The organism is Streptomyces tritici, assembly GCF_048500665.1.
GTDB classification, from domain to species: domain Bacteria; phylum Actinomycetota; class Actinomycetes; order Streptomycetales; family Streptomycetaceae; genus Streptomyces; species Streptomyces tritici.
Genome location: NZ_CP183183.1, coordinates 1,686,774 through 1,712,279, shown reverse-complemented (window position 1 = coordinate 1,712,279; position 25,506 = coordinate 1,686,774). Strand labels below are relative to the sequence as shown.

The 25,506-nt window shown below is 70.5% G+C and carries 24 protein-coding genes and 1 riboswitch; of the genes, 16 read left to right on the top strand and 8 right to left on the bottom strand.

Annotation, left to right across the window (positions count from 1 at the left end):
• Window positions 1–64: 64 nt before the first annotated feature.
• Entirely contained in the window at window positions 65–1,351 is a 1,287-nt protein-coding gene (locus ACNJ93_RS07960) for a hypothetical protein (RefSeq protein WP_418956642.1), read from the top strand.
• 85 nt (window positions 1,352–1,436) lie between these two features.
• On the opposite strand, the gene ACNJ93_RS07955 is transcribed toward ACNJ93_RS07960, so the two are convergent.
• Both ACNJ93_RS07955 and nadA read right to left on the bottom strand, forming a co-directional pair.
• Window positions 1,437–2,264: a polyprenol monophosphomannose synthase gene (locus ACNJ93_RS07955; RefSeq protein WP_418956641.1), complete on the bottom strand. Its 828-nt coding sequence runs from the start codon at window positions 2,262–2,264 to the stop codon at window positions 1,437–1,439.
• Between the two features lie 59 nt (window positions 2,265–2,323).
• Window positions 2,324–3,502 carry a quinolinate synthase NadA gene (nadA, locus tag ACNJ93_RS07950; protein WP_418956640.1) on the bottom strand — a complete coding sequence of 393 codons (1,179 nt, stop codon included), beginning with the start codon at window positions 3,500–3,502 and terminating at the stop codon, window positions 2,324–2,326.
• Between the two features lie 289 nt (window positions 3,503–3,791).
• On the opposite strand from nadA, the gene ACNJ93_RS07945 reads away from it, so the two are divergent.
• On the top strand, window positions 3,792–4,148 hold the full coding sequence (locus tag ACNJ93_RS07945; RefSeq protein ID WP_318107256.1) for a HesB/IscA family protein: 357 nt from the start codon (window positions 3,792–3,794) through the stop codon (window positions 4,146–4,148).
• 62 nt (window positions 4,149–4,210) lie between these two features.
• Here the strand turns inward: ACNJ93_RS07945 and ACNJ93_RS07940 are convergent, their stop codons facing one another.
• Both ACNJ93_RS07940 and ACNJ93_RS07935 read right to left on the bottom strand, forming a co-directional pair.
• Complete coding sequence (locus tag ACNJ93_RS07940) at window positions 4,211–5,707, bottom strand: hypothetical protein (RefSeq protein WP_418956639.1); 1,497 nt, start codon at window positions 5,705–5,707, stop codon at window positions 4,211–4,213.
• Between the two features lie 118 nt (window positions 5,708–5,825).
• The gene (locus ACNJ93_RS07935; protein WP_418956638.1) at window positions 5,826–6,026 is read right to left on the bottom strand and encodes a hypothetical protein; all 201 of its coding nucleotides are present in this window, start codon (window positions 6,024–6,026) and stop codon (window positions 5,826–5,828) included.
• Between the two features lie 133 nt (window positions 6,027–6,159).
• Here ACNJ93_RS07935 and ACNJ93_RS07930 point away from each other — a divergent pair, with 133 nt between their 5' ends.
• A complete protein-coding gene (locus ACNJ93_RS07930) occupies window positions 6,160–7,134 on the top strand; it encodes a carbohydrate kinase family protein (RefSeq protein WP_418956637.1) in 975 nt (324 codons plus the stop codon).
• 219 nt (window positions 7,135–7,353) lie between these two features.
• On the opposite strand, the gene ACNJ93_RS07925 is transcribed toward ACNJ93_RS07930, so the two are convergent.
• A complete protein-coding gene (locus ACNJ93_RS07925) occupies window positions 7,354–8,733 on the bottom strand; it encodes a cysteine desulfurase/sulfurtransferase TusA family protein (protein ID WP_418956636.1) in 1,380 nt (459 codons plus the stop codon).
• A 290-nt stretch (window positions 8,734–9,023) separates the two neighbouring features.
• On the opposite strand from ACNJ93_RS07925, the gene coxB reads away from it, so the two are divergent.
• The 4 genes from coxB (at window position 9,024) to ACNJ93_RS07905 (ending at window position 13,516) form a co-directional block, all read left to right on the top strand.
• Window positions 9,024–10,016, top strand: coding sequence for a cytochrome c oxidase subunit II (coxB, locus tag ACNJ93_RS07920; protein ID WP_418956635.1), 993 nt, complete (start codon window positions 9,024–9,026; stop codon window positions 10,014–10,016).
• The gene (gene ctaD / locus ACNJ93_RS07915) at window positions 10,013–11,746 is read left to right on the top strand and encodes a cytochrome c oxidase subunit I (RefSeq protein WP_418956634.1); all 1,734 of its coding nucleotides are present in this window, start codon (window positions 10,013–10,015) and stop codon (window positions 11,744–11,746) included. Before coxB ends, ctaD begins: the two co-directional genes overlap by 4 nt.
• The gene (locus ACNJ93_RS07910; protein ID WP_418956633.1) at window positions 11,743–12,141 is read left to right on the top strand and encodes a cytochrome c oxidase subunit 4; all 399 of its coding nucleotides are present in this window, start codon (window positions 11,743–11,745) and stop codon (window positions 12,139–12,141) included. Before ctaD ends, ACNJ93_RS07910 begins: the two co-directional genes overlap by 4 nt.
• 121 nt (window positions 12,142–12,262) lie before the next feature.
• The gene (locus ACNJ93_RS07905; RefSeq protein WP_418956632.1) at window positions 12,263–13,516 is read left to right on the top strand and encodes an Ig-like domain-containing protein; all 1,254 of its coding nucleotides are present in this window, start codon (window positions 12,263–12,265) and stop codon (window positions 13,514–13,516) included.
• Window positions 13,517–13,528: 12 nt separating this feature from the next.
• Here the strand turns inward: ACNJ93_RS07905 and ACNJ93_RS07900 are convergent, their stop codons facing one another.
• A complete protein-coding gene (locus ACNJ93_RS07900) occupies window positions 13,529–13,930 on the bottom strand; it encodes a hypothetical protein (protein WP_418956631.1) in 402 nt (133 codons plus the stop codon).
• Between the two features lie 176 nt (window positions 13,931–14,106).
• Here ACNJ93_RS07900 and ACNJ93_RS07895 point away from each other — a divergent pair, with 176 nt between their 5' ends.
• The 6 genes from ACNJ93_RS07895 (at window position 14,107) to ACNJ93_RS07870 (ending at window position 21,205) form a co-directional block, all read left to right on the top strand.
• A complete protein-coding gene (locus ACNJ93_RS07895; protein ID WP_418956630.1) occupies window positions 14,107–14,727 on the top strand; it encodes a cytochrome c oxidase subunit 3 in 621 nt (206 codons plus the stop codon).
• A gap of 63 nt (window positions 14,728–14,790) precedes the next feature.
• The gene (locus ACNJ93_RS07890) at window positions 14,791–15,600 is read left to right on the top strand and encodes a c-type cytochrome (protein WP_418956629.1); all 810 of its coding nucleotides are present in this window, start codon (window positions 14,791–14,793) and stop codon (window positions 15,598–15,600) included.
• Entirely contained in the window at window positions 15,597–16,649 is a 1,053-nt protein-coding gene (locus ACNJ93_RS07885) for a Rieske 2Fe-2S domain-containing protein (RefSeq protein WP_418956628.1), read from the top strand. The genes ACNJ93_RS07890 and ACNJ93_RS07885 overlap by 4 nt, the downstream gene beginning before the upstream one ends.
• The gene (locus ACNJ93_RS07880) at window positions 16,646–18,271 is read left to right on the top strand and encodes a cytochrome b (protein WP_418956627.1); all 1,626 of its coding nucleotides are present in this window, start codon (window positions 16,646–16,648) and stop codon (window positions 18,269–18,271) included. The genes ACNJ93_RS07885 and ACNJ93_RS07880 overlap by 4 nt, the downstream gene beginning before the upstream one ends.
• 123 nt (window positions 18,272–18,394) lie before the next feature.
• The gene (gene trpD / locus ACNJ93_RS07875) at window positions 18,395–19,459 is read left to right on the top strand and encodes an anthranilate phosphoribosyltransferase (protein ID WP_418956626.1); all 1,065 of its coding nucleotides are present in this window, start codon (window positions 18,395–18,397) and stop codon (window positions 19,457–19,459) included.
• An 80-nt stretch (window positions 19,460–19,539) separates the two neighbouring features.
• A riboswitch (SAM riboswitch) is annotated at window positions 19,540–19,656 on the top strand.
• 187 nt (window positions 19,657–19,843) lie between these two features.
• Window positions 19,844–21,205: an aminotransferase class V-fold PLP-dependent enzyme gene (locus ACNJ93_RS07870; RefSeq protein WP_418956625.1), complete on the top strand. Its 1,362-nt coding sequence runs from the start codon at window positions 19,844–19,846 to the stop codon at window positions 21,203–21,205.
• A 101-nt stretch (window positions 21,206–21,306) separates the two neighbouring features.
• On the opposite strand, the gene ACNJ93_RS07865 is transcribed toward ACNJ93_RS07870, so the two are convergent.
• Together ACNJ93_RS07865 and ACNJ93_RS07860 are read right to left on the bottom strand one after the other, a co-directional pair.
• Complete coding sequence (locus ACNJ93_RS07865; RefSeq protein WP_418956624.1) at window positions 21,307–21,588, bottom strand: Lrp/AsnC family transcriptional regulator; 282 nt, start codon at window positions 21,586–21,588, stop codon at window positions 21,307–21,309.
• A complete protein-coding gene (locus tag ACNJ93_RS07860; RefSeq protein ID WP_418956623.1) occupies window positions 21,585–22,307 on the bottom strand; it encodes a rhomboid family intramembrane serine protease in 723 nt (240 codons plus the stop codon). The genes ACNJ93_RS07865 and ACNJ93_RS07860 overlap by 4 nt, the downstream gene beginning before the upstream one ends.
• A 177-nt stretch (window positions 22,308–22,484) precedes the next feature.
• Between ACNJ93_RS07860 and ACNJ93_RS07855 the strand changes: the two genes are divergently transcribed.
• The 3 genes from ACNJ93_RS07855 (at window position 22,485) to ACNJ93_RS07845 (ending at window position 25,406) form a co-directional block, all read left to right on the top strand.
• Window positions 22,485–22,727 (top strand): hypothetical protein, encoded by a 243-nt coding sequence (locus tag ACNJ93_RS07855; RefSeq protein WP_393649549.1) that lies wholly within the window; start codon window positions 22,485–22,487, stop codon window positions 22,725–22,727.
• Window positions 22,728–22,760: 33 nt separating this feature from the next.
• Window positions 22,761–24,125, top strand: a complete 1,365-nt coding sequence (locus ACNJ93_RS07850) for an NYN domain-containing protein (RefSeq protein WP_418956622.1) — start codon at window positions 22,761–22,763, stop codon at window positions 24,123–24,125.
• A 255-nt stretch (window positions 24,126–24,380) separates the two neighbouring features.
• Window positions 24,381–25,406 carry an NlpC/P60 family protein gene (locus ACNJ93_RS07845; protein ID WP_418956621.1) on the top strand — a complete coding sequence of 342 codons (1,026 nt, stop codon included), beginning with the start codon at window positions 24,381–24,383 and terminating at the stop codon, window positions 25,404–25,406.
• The last annotated feature ends 100 nt before the right edge of the window (window positions 25,407–25,506 follow it).

Here is a 25,506-nt window from a genome sequence, read left to right as displayed (position 1 = left end):
CCGGGGAACAACTGGTGCCCCGCGGCCGACCGCCGCGGGGCACCTGCCTGTAATCTCCTTCGCCGTGACCAGTCCCCTCCACGCCGATGCGCTTCCCGCGCACGACGTCGGCGACGCCGTGGCCTCCGCGGGCCGCAAGCGCCGGAAGATACGTTTCTCCCGCCGCTGGATCCTGCCTGCGCTCATAGCCGTGGCGTATGTCGTGCTCCAGTTCGTCGGCAAGCCCGCGCTACCGCCGTCCAACGACGGCTTCCTCTATGCCCGGGCCACCCTGGAGGTGCTCGGGGACACAAGAGCGGAGGCCGAGGCCAAGGCCAAGGCCGTGTTCTGCGCGACGAAGGCGGACCACGACCTGCGCCGCACCGGCCTCAACCCGATCGCGCTGCGGAACGACCGCGGCTTCGACCGCGAGGCGCGACTGGCCGCCTGCTCGGCCACCCCGCCCAACGGGTTCAACCCGGCCAGCCCGCGTTATCAGAAGATCTTCGAGACCCGCCCCGGGTTCCCGGTGCTCGCCGCCCCGCTGGTCGCCCTGTTCGGTGTGAACGCGGGCCTCATCGCCACTTCCGTGCTGTTCACCGCGCTCGGCGGGCTCCTCGTCCACCTGCTGCTCCGCGCGGTCGGGGCCTCGCCGCGATTCGCCGCGCTCGGTCAAGCGCTGTTCTACTTCACCCCGATCGGCTGGTGGGGCGGCTATCCCGTCACCGAAGGGCCCGTGCTCGCGGCGACCGTCGGTGTGCTCCTCGGTGCCTGGTGGTTGTGGGAGCGGCGCATGACGGCAGGTGCCGCGATGCTCGCGGGCTCACTGGTCCTGGGCACGGCGGTGAAGTACTCGACCTTCCTCGTGATCGCCGCAGCCCTGGTCGCCGTCGTCGCGCTGGTCTGCCTGCTGCGGCTCCCCGGGGTCCGTCACCTCGGCACGGCGGTGCTGGCCGGGATCTCGCTGGCCTGCCTCGCCGGGATCGCGGCGCTCAGCGTCCGCTACGACCTTCCCGGCAGCACCGAGACGCTCCAGGACACCTTCACCGGTCATTTCGCGCAGTCCGACGTCGCCGATCCGTGGCCGCTGCTGGGCGAGCTGAACGCGAATTTCTGGACCGTCTGGATCCAGGAGCAGGCCCGCAGCCCCTGGCTCCTGCTCGCCGTCGGCCTCGGCGCCGTGGCCGTGTTCCGGCACCGCCGCGCCCTCGGCTGGCTCACCCTCGCCGTCGCGTCGACCGGGGTGGCGGCTGCCGTCGCGCATCCGGTTGCCAGCGAGGTCGAGCGGCTGATGCTCAGCGTCTGGCTGCTCGCGGTCGTGGGACTTCCGCTGCTGCTCCAGCGGCTGATGAAGCACTCCGCCGTCGCCTGAGGCACACCTGGACCGGACGGCGTACGGCGCGGCCGGTCCCCCGTCGAGGGGCGGCCGCGTACGCATCCGTCCGACCTCGGGGCGGTCAGCCGCGCCGGCCCGTCAGCCGGCTCAGGCGACTGGACAGGCCCCAGGCGGTGACGCGCCAGAGGGCCTCCACGACGATGGCGCGGCTCATCTTGCTGTTGCCGCGTTCGCGTTCGACGAAGGTGATCGGGACCTCGACGACCTCGAAGCCCGCCTTCACCGTGCGCCAGGCCAGGTCGACCTGGAAGCAGTAGCCCTGGGACGCGACCTGGTCCATGCCCAGGCCCTCCAGGGTTTCGCGGCGGAAGGCGCGGTAGCCGCCGGTGATGTCGCGGATGGGCAGGCCGAGCATCAGGCGGGAGTACAGGCTGCCGCCGCGGGAGATGAACTCGCGGGTCTTCGGCCAGTTCACGACGCTGCCGCCGGGCACCCAGCGCGAGCCGAGGACCAGGTCCGCGCCCGGCAGGGCGTCCAGCAGCCGGGGCAGCTCCTCGGGGCGGTGCGAGCCGTCGGCGTCCATCTCCACCAGGACCCCGTAGCCGCGTTCCAGACCCCAGCGGAACCCGGCGAGGTAAGCCGCTCCGAGTCCCTCCTTGCCCTTGCGGTGGAGCACGTGGACGCGGGGATCGGCGTCGGCGAGCTCGTCGGCGATCTTGCCCGTGCCGTCGGGGCTGTTGTCGTCGGCCACGAGGATGTGGGCCTCGGGGACGGAGGCCCGCACGCGGGCCGTGATGGCCTCGATGTTCTCGGCCTCGTTGTACGTCGGGACGATCACCAGCACGTCGCCGAGGGGACCCTCGCTCCGCTGTCTCGTGGTCCCCTGCCCGCCGTTTGCCACTACTGCACCGCCTGTCCTTCTCCTGTTTCCCGGCGAGCATACGGGCATACGAAAGGGCCCCTCGTCCCGGAGGGGCCCTCGGGCGGCACGCCGGTCGGCAGGGGTGCCTACGGCAGCGCCAGCATGCGTTCCAGGGCGAGCTTGGCGAAGCTCTCGGTCTCCTTGTCGACCTCGATGCGGTTGACCAGGTTGCCCTCGGCCAGGGACTCCAGGGCCCAGACCAGGTGGGGGAGGTCGATGCGGTTCATCGTGGAGCAGAAGCAGACCGTCTTGTCGAGGAAGACGATCTCCTTGCCCTCGGGGGCGAATCGGTTCGCCAGGCGGCGGACCAGGTTCAGCTCCGTGCCGATGGCCCACTTCGAGCCGGCCGGGGCCGCCTCCAGGGTCTTGATGATGTACTCCGTCGAGCCGACGTAGTCCGCGGCGGCGACGACCTCGTGCTTGCACTCCGGGTGGACGAGCACGTTCACGCCCGGGACGCGCTCGCGCACGTCGTTGACCGAGTCCAGGCTGAACCGGCCGTGCACCGAGCAGTGACCGCGCCACAGGATCATCTTGGCGGCGCGCAGCTCCTCGGCGGTCAGCCCGCCGTTGGGCTTGTGCGGGTTGTAGACCACGCAGTCGTCCAGGGACATGCCCATGTCGCGGACGGCGGTGTTGCGGCCCAGGTGCTGGTCCGGCAGGAACAGGACCTTCTCGCCCTGCTCGAAGGCCCAGTCCAGCGCGCGCTTGGCGTTGGAGGACGTACAGATGGTGCCGCCGTGCTTGCCGGTGAAGGCCTTGATGTCGGCGGAGGAGTTCATGTACGAGACGGGCACGGTGACGTCGGCGATCCCGGCCTCGGTCAGCACGTCCCAGCACTCGGCGACCTGCTCGGCGGTGGCCATGTCGGCCATGGAGCAGCCGGCCGCCAGGTCCGGCAGCACGACCTTCTGGTCGTCGCCGGTGAGGATGTCGGCCGACTCGGCCATGAAGTGCACACCGCAGAAGACGATGTACTCGGCCTCCGGACGGGCAGCCGCGTCGCGGGCCAGCTTGAAGGAGTCGCCGGTGACGTCGGCGAACTGGATGACCTCGTCGCGCTGGTAGTGGTGGCCGAGGACGAAGACCTTGTCGCCGAGCTTCTCCTTGGCCGCGCGGGCGCGCGCCACCAGGTCCGGGTCGGACGGCGAGGGCAGGTCACCCGGGCACTCCACACCGCGCTCGCTCTTCGGGTCGGCCTCGCGGCCGAGCAGCAGCAGAGCGAGCGGCGTCGGCTGGACGTCCAGGGGCTGGGCGGTGGTCACGTCACGCACCCTTTCTTTTCTGCGGAGATCGTTTCTGCGGAGACGGAGTTCGTCGGCGCGGGTATCGCTTATCGTCGAAATGACGCTATCTATCATAACCGCTTCACGTCACTTTGACGATGTCCATAGTGTCGGTGTGACGAATTCCCCGTCGCCGCCGCGGTGCCTGGACTTCGAGCGGTGTGCGAGCATGAAGGAGAAAGACTAGGGCTCCACCCGGAATGAATCCGGGGCCCCGCCGGTTGCAAACGTCGGCAAGCAGTCTCCGTACAAACCGGGAGAGAAGCAGATGTCCGTATCGGACGAGAAGACCACTGTCAGCGACGGCATCCTCCTGTCCGACGCCGCCGCGGCCAAGGTCAAGGCCCTGCTCGAGCAGGAAGGCCGCGACGACCTCGCGCTGCGCGTCGCCGTACAGCCCGGTGGCTGCTCCGGCCTCCGTTACCAGCTCTTCTTCGACGAGCGCTCGCTCGACGGCGACGTCGTCAAGGACTTCGACGGTGTCAAGGTCGTCACCGACCGCATGAGCGCCCCGTACCTCGGCGGTGCCTCGATCGACTTCGTCGACACCATCGAGAAGCAGGGCTTCACGATCGACAACCCGAACGCCACGGGCTCCTGCGCCTGCGGCGACTCGTTCAGCTAGTCGTCGACACGCCGGAGGCGGCGGCCCCCCTCGGGGGACCGCCGCCTCCGGCGTGTCCGCGGCTACTTCGGCGCCTGCTTCGGCACCACCGCTCCGCTCGCCGCGTCCACGACCTGCCGCTCGCCCAGCGGCGCCTTCAGCGTGACCGCCTTCTTGACCTCCACGGCGATCGCGATGCAGGCCCGGTCCGGCTGCCGCGGGGTCTCCGTGATCGTCACGGTCACCCGGCCGGCGCTCTCCGCCGCCGTCAGCCCATAGTCGCTGCACACCCCGCCCCAGAACGTCGCCGTGAGCGTCCGCCCGGAGGCGTCCACCGTGTACGACTGCAGCTGGCGCGGCGGCGCGGCGTCGTCGGACGGGATCGGCACCGGCTTCGTCGGCGCGGGCTTCGGCTTCGCCAGGAACTCCGGCGCCACCGCCGTCTGCACCACCGTGTGCGCCGGCCCCGAGCCCTGCGGCGCGACCTCGAACAGCCAGGACGGCACCAGCGCCTCGCGGCCGTCGGCGAACTGCGCGGCGAGCCCGAGGACCGCCTTCTTCACGGTCAGCTCCCGCGGCGCGGGGTCCTCGGCCGTCTTGCCGCACGGCGGGGCCTGCGGCTTCGTCTGCCGCCCCTGCTCCGCGGCCGGCGGGTCCGTGGCGCAGCCGCCGATGTCGCCGGGGTCCGTGCCCCGGGCGGCCTCGTTCAGCCGGGCCAGCGCCTTCTCCGCGCCGATCACCGGGTACGTCGCCGACTTCACCGGCTCCTTCAGGCGCCCGCTGCCGCCGACCAGCTCGCCGTCCGCGCCGACCCGCAGCCCGGTCGCCCAGCCGTACGTGGGCAGCCCGTCGAACACCGGGTCCGCGTTGACCACCCGCTCGGTGCCCATCACCTGCGTGGCGTCCAGCTTCGCGTCGTCCTGGCCGAGCGCCTTCAGGACCGGGGCCGCGGCCGCCTTCGCCCGCTCCTCGCTCACCGGCGTGCCGCCGGGCATCCGCTTCGCCCCGGGCGGCGGGCAGTCCGGGCCCCGCAGGCAGGCGTCGCCCCGCTCCAGGCCGTGCGTCCGGGTGAACGTCCACGAGCCCGGCGCGTCGACGGCGACCTCGAGGCGCGGGCCGGCGCTGTCCCTCTCCGGCGTGATCCGCCACTGCGCGCCCTCCAGCGCGGGCGTGCCGGAGACGCCCAGTGCCTTGGCGAGCGCGCTCACCTCGGCCGCGGTCACCTTGCCCTGCGGGCGCAGGACGGCGGCCGTGCCGGGGCCCTTCGGCAGGGCGCCGGAGGCCTTGTAGACCGCGCCGCCCGGGTCGGGCTCGCCCGGGGCGATCCCCGGGCCCTGTCCGTCGCCGTGGCCGTCGAGGACCAGGGGCGGGGGAGTGCCGGCCGCGTCGCCGACCGCCGCCCTGTCGTCCGTACCGCCGCCCGCCGCGGTGCTCGCCCAGTACGCGCCGCCGCCGCCGATCAGCAGGGCGGCCGTCGCGACCGAGGCCACGACCAGCCGGGACCGGCGCCGGGGCGCGTCGGCCGGGTCGGCGGGTGCGGGCGTGCCTGGCGTGTCCGGTGTGGGGTCCGTACCGCTCACCGCATCGCTCCTTACGTCCGTGCGTCTCCTCCGTCAGGAGACACCGGTGGGACGGAACGGGCGGGCGAGCGGTTCCCTTACGGCGGAATCCTCTCTTCCGGCGCTCGGCCGGTCCCGGTCAGTTCCCGATCACGGCGTCGGCCAGCCGCGCCGACGCGGGCGGGACGACGATCCGGTGGATCGAGGCGGGGGAGACCGGAGCGGGGGCGGCCTTCGAGGGGGTGACCCAGTGCGGGGCCATCCGGGCGCAGTCGCCGCGGAGCTCGGCCAGAGTGATCTCGGACTCGTCGCGCTCGCGCGGAGCGGTGTGGTTCGCCATAGGCGCACCGTATGCACGCCCGGCCCGCCGAAAAAAGACCTACTCTGGGGTAGTTTCCACTGTTCGGCGCGGACCCTGCCACCGGATAGCGTGGACCGTCAACGCCTTTTCGTATCCGTCAGGAGCGCCAGCCGTGCGTATCGCAGTCACCGGCTCCATCGCCACCGACCACCTCATGACCTTCCCCGGCAGGTTCGCCGACCAGCTCGTCGCGGACCAGCTGCACACGGTCTCCCTGTCGTTCCTCGTCGACAACCTCGACGTGCGCCGGGGAGGGGTGGGCCCGAACATCTGCTTCGGCATGGGCCAGCTCGGTGGCAACCCGATCCTCGTCGGCGCGGCCGGGTACGACTTCGACGAGTACCGGGCGTGGCTCGACCGGCACGGCGTGGACACCGGCTCCGTCCGGATCTCCGAGGTGCTGCACACCGCGCGGTTCGTCTGCACCACGGACAAGGACCACAACCAGATCGGCTCCTTCTACACCGGCGCGATGAGCGAGGCGCGGCTGATCGAGCTGAAGGCCGTCGCCGACCGTGTCGGCGGTCTGGACCTGGTGCTGATCGGGGCGGACGACCCGGAGGCGATGCTCCGGCACACCGAGGAGTGCCGGACCCGCGGGATCCCGTTCGCCGCGGACTTCTCGCAGCAGATCGCGCGCATGGACGGCGAGGAGATCCGGACGCTGCTCGACGGGGCGACGTACCTCTTCTCCAACGAGTACGAGAAGGGCCTCATCGAGTCGAAGACCGGCTGGACCGAGGAGGAGATCCTCGGGCGGGTCGGCCACCGGGTCACCACGCTCGGCTCGCGCGGCGTGCGCATCGAGCGGGTCGGCGAGCCGGCGATCGAGGTCGGCTGCCCGGAGGAGGAGGCCAAGGTCGACCCGACGGGCGTCGGCGACGCGTTCCGCGCGGGGTTCCTCACGGGGCTGCAGTGGGGTGTGAGCCTGGAGCGCGCGGCGCAGGTCGGGTGCATGCTGGCGACGCTGGTGATCGAGACGCTGGGTACGCAGGAGTACACGCTGCGGCGGGCGAACTTCATGGACCGCTTCACGAAGGCGTACGGGCATGAGGCGGCGGCGGAGGTGCGGGCCCACCTGGCCTGACGCCCCGCCCCGCCGCCGGCGCGGGGGCCACGCCCCTGCGCCCCCTGGCGGGGTTCCCCTGCGTTGCCGGCTGCGGCGTCGTCGTCGCTGGTCGCGCAGTTCCCCGCTCCCCTACCGGGACCTCCCGACGTTGTCGGCTGCGGGCCGGTTGTGGCTGTTCGCGCAGTTCCCCGCGCCCCTTGTGCCGCTTCCCGCCGTTTCCGCCCGCGGGGCCTTGGCCTACGACACGCGGCGGACCACGTAGGCCGTGCCGCCCTTCGGGGAGGGGGATTCGCCTACGTATTGCTGGCCTCGCATTTCGCACCAGGCCGGGATGTCGAGGCGGGCCGCCTCGTCGTCGGCGAGGACGGTGACCGTGGCGCCGACCGGGACGTCGCCGATGACCTTGGCCAGTTCGATCACGGGGATCGGGCAGCGGCGGCCCAGCGCGTCCACCACCAGGGAGTCCGCCGCCGGGCGGACCTCCGCCGACGGGACGCCCAGGTGCTCGCGCACCGCGGCCACCACCCCGGGCAGCACCTCCAGGAACCGGTCCACGTCCTGCTCCGACGTGCCCGCCGGCAGCGACACCCGGACGTTCCCCTCGCTCAGCACCCCCATCGCCCGCAGCACATGGCTGGGCGTCAGCGTCGAACTCGTGCACGACGAGCCCGACGAAACGGAGAAACCGGACCGGTCCAGTTCGGCCAGGACCGTTTCTCCGTCGACATAAAGACAGGAGAAGGTGACCAGGTGCGGCAGCCGTCGCAGCGGGTCGCCGACCACCTCCACGTCCGGCACCAGCTCCGGCACCCGCGTCCGGATCCGGTCCACCAGGGCCCGCAGCCGTACCGCCTCCGCCGCCGCCTCGTCCCGTACCGCCCGCAGCGAGGCCGCCGCCGCCACGATCGCCGGGATGTTCTCGAAGCCGGGCGCCCGCCCCGACTCCCGTTCGTCCGCCGGGCCTTGGGCCGCGAACCGCACCCCCTTGCGCACCGCGAGCAGCCCCACCCCGGCCGGCCCGCCCCACTTGTGCGCGCTGCCCGTGAGCAGCGACCAGCCCTCCGGAACCCGGCCCCAGCCCAGCGACTGCGCCGCGTCCACCAGCAGCGGCACGCCCGCCTCCCGGCAGGCCCCGGCCACCTCGGCCACCGGCTGTTCGGTGCCCACCTCGTGGTTGGCGGACTGGAGGCAGGCCAGAGCCGTGTCCGGGGTCAGCGCCCCCGCGAACACCTCCGGGTCCACCGCCCCGTACCGGTCCACCGGCACCTGGGCCATCGACCCGCCGGCCGCCTCGTGCGCCTCGCCGGCGTGCAGGACGGAGGAGTGCTCCACCGCCGAGACCACCAGCCGGGAGCCGATGCGCCGACGGCCCGCGAGCGCCCCCGCGATCCCGGAGTGCACCGCGCGCGTCCCCGAAGGAGTGAACACCAGCTCGTCCGGGCGACAGCCCACCGCCTCCGCCGCGGTCTCCCGCGCCGCGTCCAGCAGCAGCCGGGCTCGCCGCCCCTCGCGGTACAGCCGGGCCGGGTCGGCCCAGCCCTCGTCGAGGGCGGCCTGCAGCGCCTGACGGGCGACGGGGTGCAGCGGAGCGGCGGAAGCGGCGTCGAAGTACGGCATCCGGCCACGCTAACCGGGCCCGGGCGAGGGTGCGTCAGTTGCCCCCGGCGCACCGCCGGTCGGTCCCCCGGAAGCCGCCGCGCCGGCGTCCCCGGAACGGCGGAGTCCACCCCTTCGGGGACTCGGACGGCGCGTTGGGCACCCTCCCCGCGCGACCCCAAATAGCGTCCAGTAGGGTTTGGTCCGCATAAACATCCAAACCCCTGCCCGCGGCCGGGGCGGCGACCGACCAGCGAGACGGACGGCCGTGGACCGACCAACGCGGGCCGAGACTCTCGGGAAGGCGCTACGTGAGTCCCAACGGCTCCGACCTCCCCCGCTGCCAGAAAGGCGCGGGCGGTACCCCCACGTCGCGGCGCCCGATGCGGCGGAAGCTGCCGCAGGTGCTGACTGCGGGCCTGGTCCTCGCAACCGCCACCGGTTGCACATACAAGGACTTCCCCCGCCTTGGTATGCCCACCCCGGTAACGGAGGAGGCTCCGCGGATCCTCTCCCTCTGGCAGGGCTCGTGGGCGGCAGCGATCGCCACGGGTGTGCTGGTCTGGGGCCTGATCCTGTGGTCGGTCTTCTTCCACCGGCGCAGCCGCACCAAGGTCGAGGTTCCTCCGCAGACCCGGTACAACATGCCGATCGAGGCCCTGTACACGGTCACCCCGCTCATCATCGTTTCGGTGCTCTTCTACTTCACCGCGCGCGACGAGTCGAAGCTCCTCGAGCTCTCCCCGAAGCCGACCCACACCATCAACGTGGTCGGCTACCAGTGGAGCTGGGGCTTCAACTACGTCGAGAACGTGCCCGGTGTCACCGGTGACGCCAAGAAGGACAAGAACCTGGCGGCCATCCCGGACAAGTTCATCAAGGACTTCCCGGAGAACGCCGGCGGCGTCTACGACTTCGGCATCCCGGGCACCCGGAACCCGCAGAACGGCAACCCGGGCCCGACGCTGTGGCTGCCGAAGGGGGAGAAGGTCCGGTTCGTCCTGACCTCCCGCGACGTCATCCACTCCTTCTGGGTGGTCCCCTTCCTCATGAAGCAGGACGTCATCCCCGGTCACACCAACTCCTTCGAGGTGACCCCGACGCAGGAGGGCACCTTCATGGGCAAGTGTGCCGAGCTGTGCGGTGTCGACCACTCCCGGATGCTCCTCAACGTCAAGGTGGTCTCTCCGGAGCGCTACCAGCAGCACCTGAAGGAGCTGGCGGAGAAGGGGCAGACCGGCTACATCCCGTCGGGCATTGAGCAGACGGACCCGGCCAGGAATGCGGAGACGAACAAACTGTGAGCATCCTCAACGAACCCCAGGGTGCCGCCGCAGCGACCGACTCGTACGAGAACGAGCTGCCGGTACGGCGTAAGCAGCCCGGCAATGTCGTGGTGAAGTGGCTCACCACCACCGATCACAAGACGATCGGCACGCTCTACCTCGTCACGTCGTTCGTCTTCTTCTGCATCGGCGGTCTGCTGGCGCTCTTCATGCGCGCCGAGCTGGCCCGTCCGGGCACGCAGATCATGTCGAACGAGCAGTTCAACCAGGCGTTCACGATGCACGGCACGATCATGCTGCTGATGTTCGCGACGCCGCTGTTCGCCGGTTTCGCGAACTGGATCATGCCGCTGCAGATCGGCGCGCCCGACGTGGCGTTCCCGCGGCTGAACATGTTCGCCTACTGGCTGTACCTCTTCGGCTCGATCATCGCCGTGGCCGGCTTCCTCACCCCGCAGGGCGCCGCGGACTTCGGCTGGTTCGCCTACACCCCGCTGTCGGACGCGGTCCGCTCGCCGGGCGTCGGCGCCGACATGTGGATCATGGGTCTGGCCTTCTCCGGCTTCGGCACGATCCTCGGCTCGGTCAACTTCATCACCACGATCATCTGCATGCGCGCTCCGGGCATGACGATGTTCCGCATGCCGATCTTCACCTGGAACGTGCTGCTGACCGGTGTGCTGGTCCTGCTCGCCTTCCCGGTCCTCGCCGCCGCGCTCTTCGCGCTGGAGGCCGACCGCAAGTTCGGCGCCCACATCTTCGATCCGGCCAACGGCGGACCGCTGCTGTGGCAGCACCTCTTCTGGTTCTTCGGCCACCCCGAGGTGTACATCATCGCGCTGCCGTTCTTCGGCATCGTCTCGGAGATCATCCCGGTCTTCAGCCGCAAGCCGATGTTCGGTTACATCGGTCTGGTGGCCGCGACCATCGCGATCGCCGGTCTGTCCGTGACCGTGTGGGCCCACCACATGTACGTCACCGGCGGCGTGCTGCTTCCGTTCTTCTCGTTCATGACGTTCCTCATCGCCGTACCGACCGGTGTGAAGTTCTTCAACTGGATCGGAACGATGTGGAAGGGCTCGTTGTCCTTCGAGACGCCGATGCTCTGGACGATCGGCTTCCTGGTCACCTTCACCTTCGGTGGTCTGACCGGCGTCATCCTGGCCTCGCCGCCGATGGACTTCCACGTCTCGGACTCGTACTTCGTCGTCGCCCACTTCCACTACGTGGTCTTCGGCACCGTCGTCTTCGCGATGTTCGCCGGCTTCCACTTCTGGTGGCCGAAGTTCACCGGAAAGATGCTGGACGAGCGCCTCGGCAAGGTCACCTTCTGGACGCTGTTCATCGGCTTCCACGGCACGTTCCTGGTCCAGCACTGGCTGGGCGCCGAGGGCATGCCGCGCCGTTACGCGGACTACCTGGACGCCGACGGCTTCACCGCGCTGAACACGGTCTCCACGATCGCCTCGTTCCTGCTCGGTCTGTCGATTCTGCCGTTCCTGTACAACGTCTGGAAGACCGCCAAGTACGGCAAGAAGATCGAGGTCGACGACCCGTGGGGCTTCGGCCGTTCGCTCGAGTGGGCGACCTCCTGCCCGCCGCCGCGGCACAACTTCCTCACCCTGCCGCGGATCCGGTCCGAATCCCCGGCGTTCGATCTGCACCACCCCGAGATCGCGGCTCTCGACCAGCTCGAGAACCACGGCAGCGAGAAGGTCCTCGCGGGTGAGAAGGAGACCGGCAAGTGAAGATCCAGGGCAAGATGTTCATCTGGCTGAGCGTCTTCATCCTCGCCATGGCTGTGCTCTATGGCGTGTGGTCGAAGGAGCCGGCCGGTACCACGGCGCTGTTCCTGGCGTTCGGTCTGTGCGTGATGGTCGGCTACTACCTGGCCTTCACGGCCAAGCGGGTCGACGCCATGGCGCAGGACAACAAGGAGGCCGACGTCGCGGACGAGGCCGGTGAGGTGGGCTTCTTCGCCCCGCACAGCTGGCAGCCGCTGTCGCTGGCCGTCGGTGGCGCGCTCGCCTTCCTGTCCGTCGCGATCGGGTGGTGGCTGATGTACTTCTCCGCCCCGATCATCCTGGTCGGCATCTTCGGCTGGGTGTTCGAGTTCTACCGCGGCGAGAACCAGAACCAGTAGCACCGCCCACCGCGGCACCGCGGGACCCCGAGGGGCCCGGACGTTTCGTCACGAAGCGTCCGGGCCCCTCGTTTGCATCACTGGGCGCGCTGGCGCGAGGGAATGTTCTTACGGTGATGCCATGAACGACACGCCGCGCATTCGGACTGTTTTGAGCTGCACCCTGCTCGCCGCCGCGGTGACCGCCGTGGCGAGCGGCTGCGGCGGTGCGGACGACCATCCGCTGTCGGCGAAGCCCTACGACGCCACCCGCCAGATCTCGTTCAACACCCCCAAGGGGTCCGCCCGGGTGAACCCGGACAAGCCCCTGGAGGTGACCGCCAGGAGCGGCGGCGGCCGGATCAGCGACGTCACCGCGGTCGACGAGGCCGGCCGGCACCTGGCGGGCGAGCTCTCCGCGGACGGGGCGCGCTGGCGCTCCACGGCCCCTCTGACGGCCGGAACGCGCTACACGGTCCGGGTGGCCACCGAGGACGACGACGGCGCCCCTGGCGTCCGTACGCTGACGTTCGAGACCTCCCCGACCAAGGGGGCCCTCACGGTCAAATTCGGCCCGGAGCCGGGCAAGTACGGCGTCGGACAGCCGATCACCGCCGAGCTGAACCGCCCGGTGAAGGAGAAGGCCGCCCGCGCGGTCGTCGAGCGGGCCCTGAAGGTCCGCTCCACCCCCTCGGTCGAGGGCGGCTGGTACTGGGTCGACGACCGGAAGCTGCACTACCGGCCCCGGGTGTACTGGCCCACCGGCGCGACCGTCGAGGTCTCCGGCAACCTGGCCGGCCTCAAGGTGGCGAACGGGCTCTACGGAGCCCCGGTCCGGCCGCTGAAGCTCACCATCGGCGACCGCATCGAGGCGGTGGCCGACGCCGGCTCGCACCACATGACCGTCCGCAAGAACGGAAAAGTGATCAAAACCATTCCGGTGACCACCGGCAAACCGGGCTTCTCCACCCGTAACGGCATCAAGGTGGTGCTCGGCAAGGAGTACTTCGTCCGGATGCGCAGCACCACCGTCGGCATCGCGGACGGCAGCTCCGAGTCGTACGACCTGCCCGTCTACTACGCGACGCGGGTCACCTGGAGCGGCGAGTACGTGCACGCCGCGCCCTGGTCCGTCGGCTCCCAGGGGTACGCCAACGTGAGCCACGGCTGTGTCGGCATGTCGACCGGCAACGCCGCCTGGTTCTTCGAGACCGTGCGCCCCGGCGACATCGTCCGGACGGTCAACAGTGCCGGGGCGACCATGGACACCTTCGGCAACGGCTTCGGCGACTGGAACCTGCCCTGGGACAAGTGGGTCAAGGGCAGCGCCCTGACCGGGAACGCCGGGATCCAGGTGACCCCGGCCTCCACCGCCCGGCTGCGGCCCGCCGTCTAGGCGCGGTCAGCGCTACGCGTCCACCGAGAGCCGGGCCCGCAGCAGCCCCGCCAGGGCGTCGGCGAACTCCACCGGCTCCACCGGCAGGGTCACCGCCGCGTCCGCCCGGCTCCAGGTCGCCAGCCAGGCGTCCTGCGGGCGCCCGATCAGCAGCAGCACCGGCGGGCAGCGGAAGACCTCGTCCTTGATCTGCCGGCAGACGCCCATGCCGCCCGCCGGCACGGCCTCGCCGTCCAGGACGCACACGTCCACGCCGCCCTGCTCCAGGCGCTTCAGCACCGCGGGCAGCGTGGCGCACTCCACGAACTCGACCGGGGGAACGTCGGAGGCGGGCCTGCGCCCCGCCGCGAGCCGCACCTGTGCGCGGGTGTTCGCGTCGTCGCTGTAGACCAGGACCGTGGCGCTCGACTGCATCGTTCCTCCGTGAGGTCATCAACCGATGCGCCGGATGCTACTCCGGTCCACACCGCGTCAACAGCCGTTCAACACCTGTTCGAAGGGTGCTTCGATGGGCCGTTCGGGCTGGACACAGGGGCCTGACACTCCGAACGGCACCCCCCGGAGTGAGGGCGGGATAAGCGACCGACATAATGTCGGTCGTGGCGACAGCAACGACAGTAGAAACCGGGCACGCGCACCCGTCGGTCAATCGACCGAACCTCACCAGCGTCGGAACCATCATCTGGCTGAGTTCCGAGCTGATGTTCTTCGCGGCCCTCTTCGCGATGTACTTCACCCTGCGATCGGTGACGGGTGCCGAGTTCTGGTCAGAAAAGGCCTCGGCGCTGAACTTCCCGTTCTCGGCGACCAACACCACGATCCTGGTGCTCTCCTCGCTCACCTGCCAGCTCGGCGTCTTCGCCGCCGAGCGGGGCGACGTGAAGAAGCTCCGGACGTGGTTCATCATCACGTTCGTGATGGGTGCGATCTTCATCGGCGGCCAGGTCTTCGAGTACACCGAGCTGGTCAAGCACGAGGGGCTCTCGCTCTCGTCGGACCCGTACGGCTCGGTGTTCTACATGACCACCGGCTTCCACGGCCTGCACGTGACGGGCGGTCTCATCGCCTTCCTGCTGGTCCTGGGCCGGACGTACGCCGCCAAGAGGTTCACTCACGAGCAGGCAACCGCCGCCATCGTCGTGTCCTACTACTGGCACTTCGTCGATGTCGTCTGGATCGGCCTCTTCGCCACGATCTACATGATCAAGTAGTCGGGTCCCGGACCCGACATCCAGCAAGCATCGACGCAGAAGATCCTGACACCGGGGTAATCCGTGAAAAAGCTCTCCGCACGACGACGCCATCCGCTGGCGGCGCTCGTCGTCCTTCTCCTCGCGCTGGCGGCCACTGGGGGGCTGTACGCCGCGTTCGCGCCCGCGGACAAGGCGCAGGCCGAAGAGACCTCCCAGTCCCTCGCCATCGAGGAGGGCAAGAAGCTCTACGCCGTAGGCTGCGCCAGCTGCCACGGAACCGGCGGTCAGGGCACCTCTGACGGCCCGTCCCTGGTAGGCGTCGGCTCCGCGGCCGTGGACTTCCAGGTCAGCACCGGCCGTATGCCGGCCCAGCAGCCGGGCGCCCAGGTGCCCAAGAAGCCCAACATCTACTCGAACGCGCAGATCGACCAGCTCTCGGCGTACATCGCCTCGCTCGGCGCCGGTCCGATCACGCCGACCGAGAAGCAGTACAGCCCCGAGGGCGCCGACATCGCCAAGGGCGGCGAGCTGTTCCGCTCCAACTGCGCCCAGTGCCACAACTTCACCGGTGAGGGCGGCGCGCTGACGCACGGCAAGTACGCCCCGAGCCTTGAGGGCGTGAGCCCGAAGCACCTCTACGAGGCCATGCAGACCGGCCCGCAGAACATGCCCTCCTTCCCCGACACGACGATGCCGGAGAAGGAGAAGAAGGACATCATCGCGTACGTCCAGGCCGTCAACAGCGACAAGACCGACAACCCGGGCGGTCTCAAGCTCGGTGGCCTCGGCCCGGTCTCGGAGGGTCTGTTCGCGTGGATCTTCGGGCTGGGTGCGCTGATCGCCGTTGCCGTCTGGGTCGCGGCCCACACCGCTAAGGCCAAGAAGTCATGAGTAGCCAAGAGATTCCAGAAGAGAACCTGCCCGTAGCGCAGGACACCGCGCACGGCGCGGTGAAGGTCGCCGACGACCCGTTCGCCGACCCGGGCCTCCCGCCCCACAAGCCGCGCATCCAGGACATCGACGAGCGGGCCGCCAGGCGGTCCGAGCGTACGGTCGCCGGGATGTTCGTGCTGTCGATGCTCTCCACCATCGGCTTCATCGCCTCGTACGTGATCTTCCCGGTCGACCAGATCGTCTACATCTGGCCGTTCGGGCGGGTGAGCGCGCTCAACTTCGCGCTCGGCTGGACCCTCGGTCTCGCCCTCTTCTTCATCGGCGCGGGCGCGGTCCACTGGGCCCGCACCCTGATGTCGGACGTCGAGGTCGCGGACGAGCGTCACCCGATCGAGGCCTCTCCGGAGGTCAAGGCCCAGGTCATGGCGGACTTCGCGGCCGGCGCCGACGAGTCCGGCTTCGGCCGTCGCAAGCTGATCCGCAACACCATGTTCGGCGCGCTCTCGCTGGTGCCGCTCTCCGGCATCGTGCTGCTGCGTGACATGGGCCCGCTGCCCGAGAAGAAGCTCCGCACCACCATGTGGGCCAAGGGCAAGCAGCTCATCAACATGAACACGCACGAGCCGCTGCGTCCCGAGGACGTCGCGGTCGGTTCGCTGACCTTCGCGATGCCCGAGGGCCTCTCGGAGCACGACCACAACTTCCAGACCGAGATCGCCAAGGCCGCCCTGATGATCGTCCGGATCCAGCCGGAGGACATCAAGGACAAGCGCGAGCTGGAGTGGTCGCACGAGGGCATCGTGGCCTTCTCGAAGATCTGCACCCACGTGGGCTGCCCGATCTCGCTGTACGAGCAGCAGACCCACCACGTGCTCTGCCCGTGCCACCAGTCCACCTTCGACCTGGCCGACGGCGCCCGCGTCATCTTCGGCCCGGCCGGTCACGCCCTCCCGCAGCTGCGGATCGGCGTGAACGAGAAGGGCAACCTCGAGGCGCTCGGCGACTTCGACGAGCCCGTCGGTCCTGCCTTCTGGGAGCGCGGATGAGCACTGTGACGGATACGAAGACGACGGCCTCCCGCGGCGAGCGGGTGGCCGACTGGGCCGACGGCCGGCTGGGGATCTACACGCTGGCCAAGGCCAACATGCGGAAGATCTTCCCGGACCACTGGTCCTTCATGCTGGGCGAGATCTGCCTCTACAGCTTCATCATCATCATCCTGACGGGCGTCTACCTGACGATGTTCTTCCACCCGTCGATGAACGAGGTGGAGTACCACGGCAGCTACGTCCCGCTGCAGGGACAGCTGATGTCCGAGGCGTTCAACTCGACCATGCACATCTCCTTCGATGTGCGCGGTGGTCTGCTCATCCGGCAGATCCACCACTGGGCGGCGCTGATCTTCCTCGCCGGCATGTTCGTGCACATGATGCGCGTGTTCTTCACCGGCGCGTTCCGCAAGCCGCGTGAGATCAACTGGCTGTTCGGCTTCCTGCTGTTCTTCCTGGGCATGTTCACCGGCTTCACCGGTTACTCGCTCCCGGACGACCTGCTCTCCGGCACCGGTGTCCGCTTCATGCAGGGCGCGATCCTGTCGGTGCCGATCGTCGGCACCTACCTGTCGATGTTCCTGTTCGGCGGCGAATTCCCCGGCGGCGACTTCGTGGCCCGGTTCTACTCGGCCCACGTCCTGCTGCTGCCCGGCATCATGCTCGGCCTGGTGGTCGCGCACCTGATCCTCGTGGTCGTGCACAAGCACACCCACTACGCGGGTCCGGGCCGCACCAACAAGAACGTCGTCGGCATGCCGCTGCTGCCGGTGTACATGGCCAAGGCCGGAGGCTTCTTCTTCCTGGTCTTCGGTGTCATCGCGGTCATCGCGGCGATCGCCTCGATCAACCCGATCTGGGCGCTCGGCCCGTACCGTCCGGACCAGGTGTCCACCGGCGCCCAGCCCGACTGGTACATGGGCTTCGCCGAGGGTCTGATCCGTGTCATGCCGGGCTGGGAGATCGACTTCGCGGGCCACACGCTGGTCCTGGGCGTGTTCATCCCGCTGGTGATCTTCCCGCTGGTCCTCGCGGCCATCGCGGTGTACCCGTTCATCGAGTCCTGGATCACCGGCGACAAGCGCGAGCACCACATCGCGCAGCGTCCGCGCAACGCGCCGACCCGCACCGCCTTCGGCGTCGCGTGGATCACCGCGTACATGATCATGCTCGTGGGTGGCGGCAACGACCTCTGGGCGACGCACTTCCACCTGTCGATCAACTCGATCACCTGGTTCGTCCGGATCGCGTTCTTCGTCGGCCCGGTCATCGCCTTCATCGTGACCAAGCGGATCTGCCTGGGTCTCCAGCGCCGCGACCACGACAAGGTGCTCCACGGCCGCGAGTCGGGCATCATCAAGCGCCTGCCGCACGGTGAGTTCGTCGAGGTCCACACCCCGCTCAGCCAGGGCGAGCTGCACACGCTCACCGCGCACGAGCAGTACGCGCCGGCCGAGCTGCCGCCCGCCGTCGACGAGAACGGCGTCGAGCGGAAGATCGGCCGCATGGAGAAGCTCCGGGTCAGGCTGAACCGGAGTTACTACGGCGAGGGCAACCAGATCGCGAAGCCCACCGTCGAGGAGTACAAGGAGATCCAGAGCGGCCACGGCCACCACTGATCACCTGACCTGCTGACCTGAGGTCGCCACGGCGAGAGCCCCGTCCATTCGCTGGACGGGGCTCTTTGCCGTCCCGTGAGATCGATAGGGTGGGTCCGTACCTTCCGACGATGAGGAGCGACCATGAGCGCTGTGACCCCCGCTGGAGGCACCACCACGGCGGGCCGCTCCTGGCCCGTCGTCCTGGACGGTCTGCTGAGCGGCCGCGACCAGAGCGCGGAGGACACCGCCTGGGCGATGGACCGCATCCTGCGCGGCGAGGCCACCGACGCGCAGATCGCCGGCTTCGCGGTCGCGCTGCGCGCCAAGGGCGAGACGGTCGACGAGATCACCGGACTCGTGCGCACCATGTACGCGCACGCCAACCTGATCGACGTGCCGGGCCCCTCGGTGGACATCGTCGGCACCGGCGGCGACGGCGCCAAGACGGTCAACATCTCCACCATGTCCGCGATCGTGGTGGCCGGCACCGGTGCCAAGGTCGTCAAGCACGGCAACCGGGCGGCTTCCTCCGCCTCCGGCGCCTCCGACGTCCTGGAGAAGCTCGGCGTCAACCTGGAGCTGACCCCGCAGCGGGTCGCCGAGGTCGCCGAGGAGGCCGGGATCACCTTCTGCTTCGCGGTGAAGTTCCACCCGGCGCTGCGGCACGTCGCCGCGGCCCGCAAGGAGCTCGGCATCCGGACCACCTTCAACTTCCTCGGCCCGCTCACCAACCCGGCCCGGGTGAAGGCCCAGGCCACCGGTGTGGCCGACGCCCGGATGGCCCCGATCATGGCCGGCGTGCTGGCCGAGCGCGGCTCGTCCGCGCTGGTCTTCCGCGGCGACGACGGCCTGGACGAGCTGACCACCACCGCCACCTCCAAGGTGTGGGTGGTGCGCGACGGAGCCGTGCGCGAGGAGTCCTTCGACCCGCGGGACGTCGGCATCGAGCTCGTCCCCGTCGAGGCGCTGCGCGGCGCGGACGCCTCGTACAACGCCGACGTGGCCCGCCGGCTGCTCGCGGGGGAGACCGGCCCGGTCCGGGACGCCGTCCTGCTCAACTCGGCCGCCGCGCTCACCGCCCTGCACCCGGGCGGCGGCAGCCTCGCGGAGCAGCTGCGCGCGGGCATCGAGCAGGCCGCCGAGTCCATCGACTCCGGGGCCGCCCGCCGGGCCCTGGACCGCTGGATCGCCGCCAGCAACGCCTGAACCCGCCGCGCCCGCGCAACCCCGTCCGGCATCCGGACGGGGTTGCGCGGAACGCGAGCGGTGGCATACGTTCAGCGACAGGTCATGAGTGACAGCCTCGAAGCCCCGGCTGGCTGTCCGGCAACCCTCCGTCCGTGGCGGGGTGCCCCGGGTGAAGACCGGGCCGTGGACAGCAAGGTTCACGGCAAGCGCGGACCCCTGCGCCAACCCTGGGGTCCTGGTCCTCGAGGGAGCGTCTCGTGAGCAAGCGAATGCGATAGGGCCTTCCGGCCCCTCTTCCGCACCCCCCCTTTTTCCTTTCCTCGCACGCCTCCGCGGGGACGCGGCATCCGCGTCCGCCCGCGTCGAGGCGTCGCATTCGCCTGCCTCGTACGGGAGTTCGCCATGTCCGTTTCCACCGTCGCCGCCCCCGCCGTCTGTGAGCCGCTGCCCGTCCTCGGCCGTGACGTCACCGTCCCGCTCGTCACCGGCGGAGAGGTCGCGTACGCCGCGCTCGACTACGCCGCCAGCGCCCCGGCCCTGCAGCGCGTCTGGGACGACGTCGCCGCCTACGCCCCGTACTACGGCAGCGTGCACCGCGGCGCCGGGTACCTCTCGCAGCTGTCCACCGACCTGTTCGAGAACAGCCGGGCCACCGTCGCGGAGTTCCTCGACTGCCGCGACGGCGACCAGGTGGTCTTCACCCGCTCCACCACCGACTCGCTCAACCTGCTCGCCGCCGTCCTGCCCGCCGACTGCCAGGTGTTCGTCTTCGAGACCGAGCACCACGCCTCGCTGCTTCCCTGGAAGGACGCCCAGGTCACGTACCTGAACGCGCCGCGCACCCCGCGGCAGGCGGTCGACACCCTGGAGCGCGCCCTCGCCGAGCGCGACCCCCACGGCCCCGCCCTGGTCTGCGTGACCGGCGCGTCCAACGTGACCGGCGAGCTGTGGCCGGTGCGCGAACTCGCCGCCGCGGCCCACGCGCACGGCGCCCGCATCGTGCTCGACGCCGCCCAACTCGCCCCGCACCACCCGGTCTCGGTGCGCGAACTGGACGTGGACTGGGTCGCGTTCTCCGGGCACAAGCTGTACGCGCCCTTCGGCTCCGGCGTCCTCGCCGGCCGCGCCGACTGGCTCCAGGCGGCCGAGCCGTACCTCGCCGGAGGCGGCGCCTCCCGTAAGGTCGCCCGCCGCGCCGACGGCGGGGTGCACGTCGAGTGGCACACCACCGCCGCCCGCCACGAGGCCGGTTCGCCGAACGTCATCGGCGTCTACGCCATCGCCGCCGCCTGCAAGGCGCTCACCGAGGCCGGCTTCGACACGCTGGTCGCCCGCGAGCAGCACCTCATCGACACCGTCCGCGCCGGACTGGCCGAGGTGCCCGAGGTGAGGGTGCTCTCCCTGTTCGGCGACGAGGCGCCGCGGGTCGGGGTGATCTCGTTCGTGGTGGAGGGCTGGAACAGCTCGCACTTCGCGGCCGCGCTCTCCGCCGAGTACGGCATCGGCGTCCGCGACGGCCTGTTCTGCGCCCACCCGCTGGTGCGCACGCTGCTGGGCAGCGACCCGCAGGACGTCGGCGAGTGCGGCGCGCCGGAGGCGGAGCCGGGTGAGAGGTCGCTCAACGCGATCCGGGTGAGCTTCGGGGCCGGCACCCCGGACGAGCACGTGGAGCGCTTCGTGGCGGCCGTGAAGGAGCTGGTCCGGGACGGGGCGCAGTGGAAGTACCGCACCGAGGACGGCCGCTGTGTCCCGGACCGCGGCTGACCGCGGCTGACCGCGGTCTACCGGCGGGCTGACCGGCCACTCGTACGGGTGAAGGGGCCTCCGCGGCGGGGCCCCTTCCTCGTGCGACCGGTTATGGCCGGTTACGACTCCAGGCCGATGGCGAAGGCCGCCTCCAGGTCGTGCTGGGAGTACGTGCGGAACGCGACGTGCGTGTCCGTGGCCTCGACGCCGGGGATCTTGCTGATGCGGCCGGGGATCACGTCGGCCAGGTCGTCGTGCCGGGCGACCCGGACCATGGCGATCAGGTCGTAGGTGCCGGTCACCGAGAAGACCTCGCTGACGCTGTCCAGCGCGGCGATCGACTCCGCGATCTCGGGAATGCGGTCCACGCTGGTCTTGATGAGCACGATCGCGGTGATCATGGCTGGCGTTCTCCCTCGGTCGCCGCGGCTGGGACCCTCACCTTATCCGCAGAGCCGTAGCGGCCCCAGGCGTAGAGGAAGCCGAGCGCGAAGCCCACCACGTGGGCCAGGTACGCCACCCCCGGCCCCGGCCCGGCGGAGCGGGCCGCGAGCCACTGCAGCACGAACCAGAAGACCAGCACGATCCAGGCGGGGAAGCGCAGCGGCAGGAACAGCAGGAAGGGGAACAGGCTGGTCACCCGGGCCCGGGGGAAGAGGAAGAGGAACGCCCCGAGCACCGCCGAGATCGCCCCCGACGCCCCCACCAGGGTCTGCTCGCTGGTCGCGTGCGCGGCCGCGTACGCCAGCAGGGCGAGATAGCCGCAGCCGAGGCAGAAGAGCAGGAACTCCAGCCGGCCCATCCGCTCCTCCGCCATCGCGCCGAAGACGGACAGGAAGAGCATGTTGCCCAGCAGGTGCAGCCAGTTGCCGTGCACGAACAGCGCGGTGACGGGCGAGAGCAGGGTGTGCGGCTCGCTGCTCATCAGCTCCGCGGGGATCACGCCCCAGCGGCGGAACCAGTCGCTCTGCGCGGCCAGGAGCCGGTCGCCCGTGCCGTACGACGGATTGAACCCGGAGACCGGCCCGAGCAGGAACACCAGACAGCAGACCGCGATCAGGCCGTACGTCATCGTCGGTCCGCGCACCGCGCCGCGCGCCGCCGCCCGCCAGTCGATCATGCACAGATCATGGCGTAACCGGACCGACGGGGACAGAGCGCCTCGCCGGGGCGCCCGGGAACCGGTGCGCGGGAGCGGCTCGGGGTGCGCGGGGGAGACTAGGGTGACGGGCAGTACCTCCGCAGTTCGACGGCGCACCGCGGGACCCCTCGAAGGAACAGGAAGAAGGACGGCACCATGACGACGGTTCCCCAGCCGACCGCCGAGACCCGCTGGCGCTGCACGCTCTGCGGCAACCTGACCCGCTTCGACGTGACCCGGTCCTCGAAGGTCGTCGAGTACGTCCATCTGGACCTGGCCGGCGAGCCCACCGTGGAGGAGCGCGAGGTGCTCAGTGAGACCATCGAGTCGGTCCGCTGCCGCTGGTGCAACGCGGTGGACCAGATCGAACTGGTGGACAGGCCGGGTACGGCTTCCTGAGGCACGGCGCGGACGACGATGAGGTGACGGAACGTGGAGCAGCCCGCACGGGACGGTGAGCCGGGCGGTGCGGCCGGCGACGCCGCCGAGGCGCTCGACCGACCGCTGCCCGAGGGCGTGCGGCGGCGCGTCGTCGCGCTGGTCGCCGACGCCTTCGGCGGGCTCACGGTCGGCGAGCTCCCGTCCGCGCTGCGGCAGTACGCCCGTTTCACCCCGAGCCGCCGCGCCAAGTTCGCCGGTACGGCGATGGCCGCCGCCCTGGAGACCGACGCGGTGTTCCGGCAGCGGATCGGCGAGCGGTTCAAGGAGGCGGAGCCGGAGCTGGCCTCGGCCGTCGAGTCCGGCAGTCCGCCGGCCGCCGCCGACCCGGTGGACGTGGCCGCCGCCGCGTACGTGCTGCGGCCGGCCGGCTGGGTCAAGCTGGTCGCCGCCGCAGGCGAGGAGGTCCAGCGGGCGGACGCCGAGCGGGCCGAGGAGGCCGGCCGGCGCGAACTGGAGCGGCTGCGCGAGGAGGTGGCCGCCGCCAAGGAGCGCGGCCGCGTCGAGACCGAGCAGCTGCGCCACGACCTGGAGGCCGCCCGCAAGGAAGCGGAATCGCTTCACCGCAAGCTGCGCAGCGCCCAGAGCGACGTGAAGCGCGGCGAGGCGGCGCTGCGCCGCACCCAGGGCGAGATCGACGCGATCCGGGCGGAGGCCGCCGCGCAGGTGTCGGCCGCCGAGAGCGAGACCCGCCGGCTCAAGTCCCGGCTCTCCGAGGTGGAGGCGGCCCTGGAGGCCAGCCGGCGCGCCGCCCGCGAGGGCCGCTCGGTGGAGGACATGCGGCTGCGGCTGCTCCTGGACACGGTGCTGGACGCGGCCCAGGGCCTGCGCCGCGAACTGGCCCTGCCGCCGGTGTCGGTGCATCCGGCGGACCTGGTGGACGCGGTGGAGCCGGGGCGGATGTCGCCGAAGGACATCGCGGCCCGGGCGCTGTCCGAGACCGATCCGGCGCTGCTCGACCAACTGCTCGCGCTGCCCCAGGCGCATCTGGTGGTGGACGGCTACAACGTGACCAAGACCGGCTATCCGACGATGCCGCTGGAGAAGCAGCGGCTGCGGCTGCTCGGCGGACTGTCCGCGCTCGCGGCCCGTTCCGGCGCGGAGATCACCTGTGTCTTCGACGGGGCCGAACTGGCCGCCCCGGTGCTGCTCGCGCCGCCGCGCGGGGTCCGGGTGCTGTTCTCGAAGCCGGGCGTGACGGCCGACGAGCTGATCCGTCAGCTGGTCCGGGCCGAGCCGCCGGGCCGGCCGGTCGTGGTGGTCTCCACCGACCGCGAGGTCGCCGACGGCGTCGCCAAGTCGGGGGCGCGGCCGGTCGCGTCCGCCTTGTTGCTGAAGCGCCTTTCGCGCCTCTCGTGACGGCTCGGCAAGTCCTGGGCGCAATGCCCGGATTCTGATCCGCGCAGGGTCAAGTGCCCGCTACTGCCCGTGTGCTGTATGTAAATAATGTGCCGCCTGCGCGAGATTTTTCGGATGAGGATTTGAACTGATCACAACTCGGTCACTAGGGTCGGGGCTCGAACCTTCACGCGGTTGATCATCCATCCGGGATGGCAGTGAGGGTCCCGCCGGCCCGTGCGGCCAGGCGGCCTGAGGCATAAGGAGCTCGCCCCCGTGGCGTCCCACCGTCGTCCCAAGCAGCCGAGCCGCACCCGTGTGACCGTCCTTACGGCCACGGCCGCCGCGGCCGTCGCCCTCTCCGCCCAGACGGCGCAGGCCGCGCCCAAGCCGAAGATCGACGAGGTCAAGTCCAAGGTCGACAAGCTGCACCACGAGGCCGAGGAGGCCACGGAGCAGTACAACCTCGCCGAGGAGCGCCGCGGCAAGCTGCAGAAGGAGATCAGCGCCCTCCAGGACAAGGTGGCCCGCGGCCAGGCCGAGCTCAACACCCTGCGGGACAGCATCGGTTCGGTCGCCAGCGCGCAGTACCGCTCCGGCGGCATCGACCCCTCGCTGCAGCTCTTCCTCTCCTCCGACCCGGACACCTACCTCGACAAGGCGTCCGCCGTCGACCAGTTGAGCGCCAAGCAGGCCGACGTGCTCCAGTCGATCCAGGAGAAGCAGCGCACCCTCGCCCAGCAGCGCGCCGAGGCCACCACGAAGCTGGCCGACCTGGAGAGCGTCCGCAAGACGCTCGGCGAGAAGAAGAAGTCCTTCCAGGGCAAGCTCGCCGAGGCCCAGAAGCTGCTCAACACCCTGACCGCCGCCGAGCGCGCCAAGATCCAGGCCGACGAGCAGCGCGCCAGCCGCGCCGCCGGCGAGCGCGTCGACCTCGGCAATGAGGTCCCGGCCTCCCAGCGCGGCGCCGCCGCCCTGAACGCCGCCGCCACCCAGATCGGCAAGCCGTACGTCTCCGGCGCCGAGGGCCCCAACTCGTACGACTGCTCCGGTCTGACGCAGTGGGCCTACCGCCAGGCCGGCGTGGGCATCAGCCGCACCACCTACACCCAGCAGAACGACGGCGTGAAGATCGGCCGCAGCCAGCTCAAGCCGGGCGACCTGGTCTTCTTCAACAGCCTGTCGCACGTGGGCCTGTACGCGGGCAACAACACGATCCTGCACGCCCCCAAGCCGGGCGCGGTCGTCCGCTACGAGTCCATGGACTACATGGGCACCTTCCAGTTCGGCGTCCGCATCTGACGCCTCGCCGGACTCCGTTCGGGCGAAATCGCTCCGCCCCGCACTGACTCCACGCCCCGCCGGTGACCTGTGAACTCCGGCGGGGCGTCACTGTGCGTAC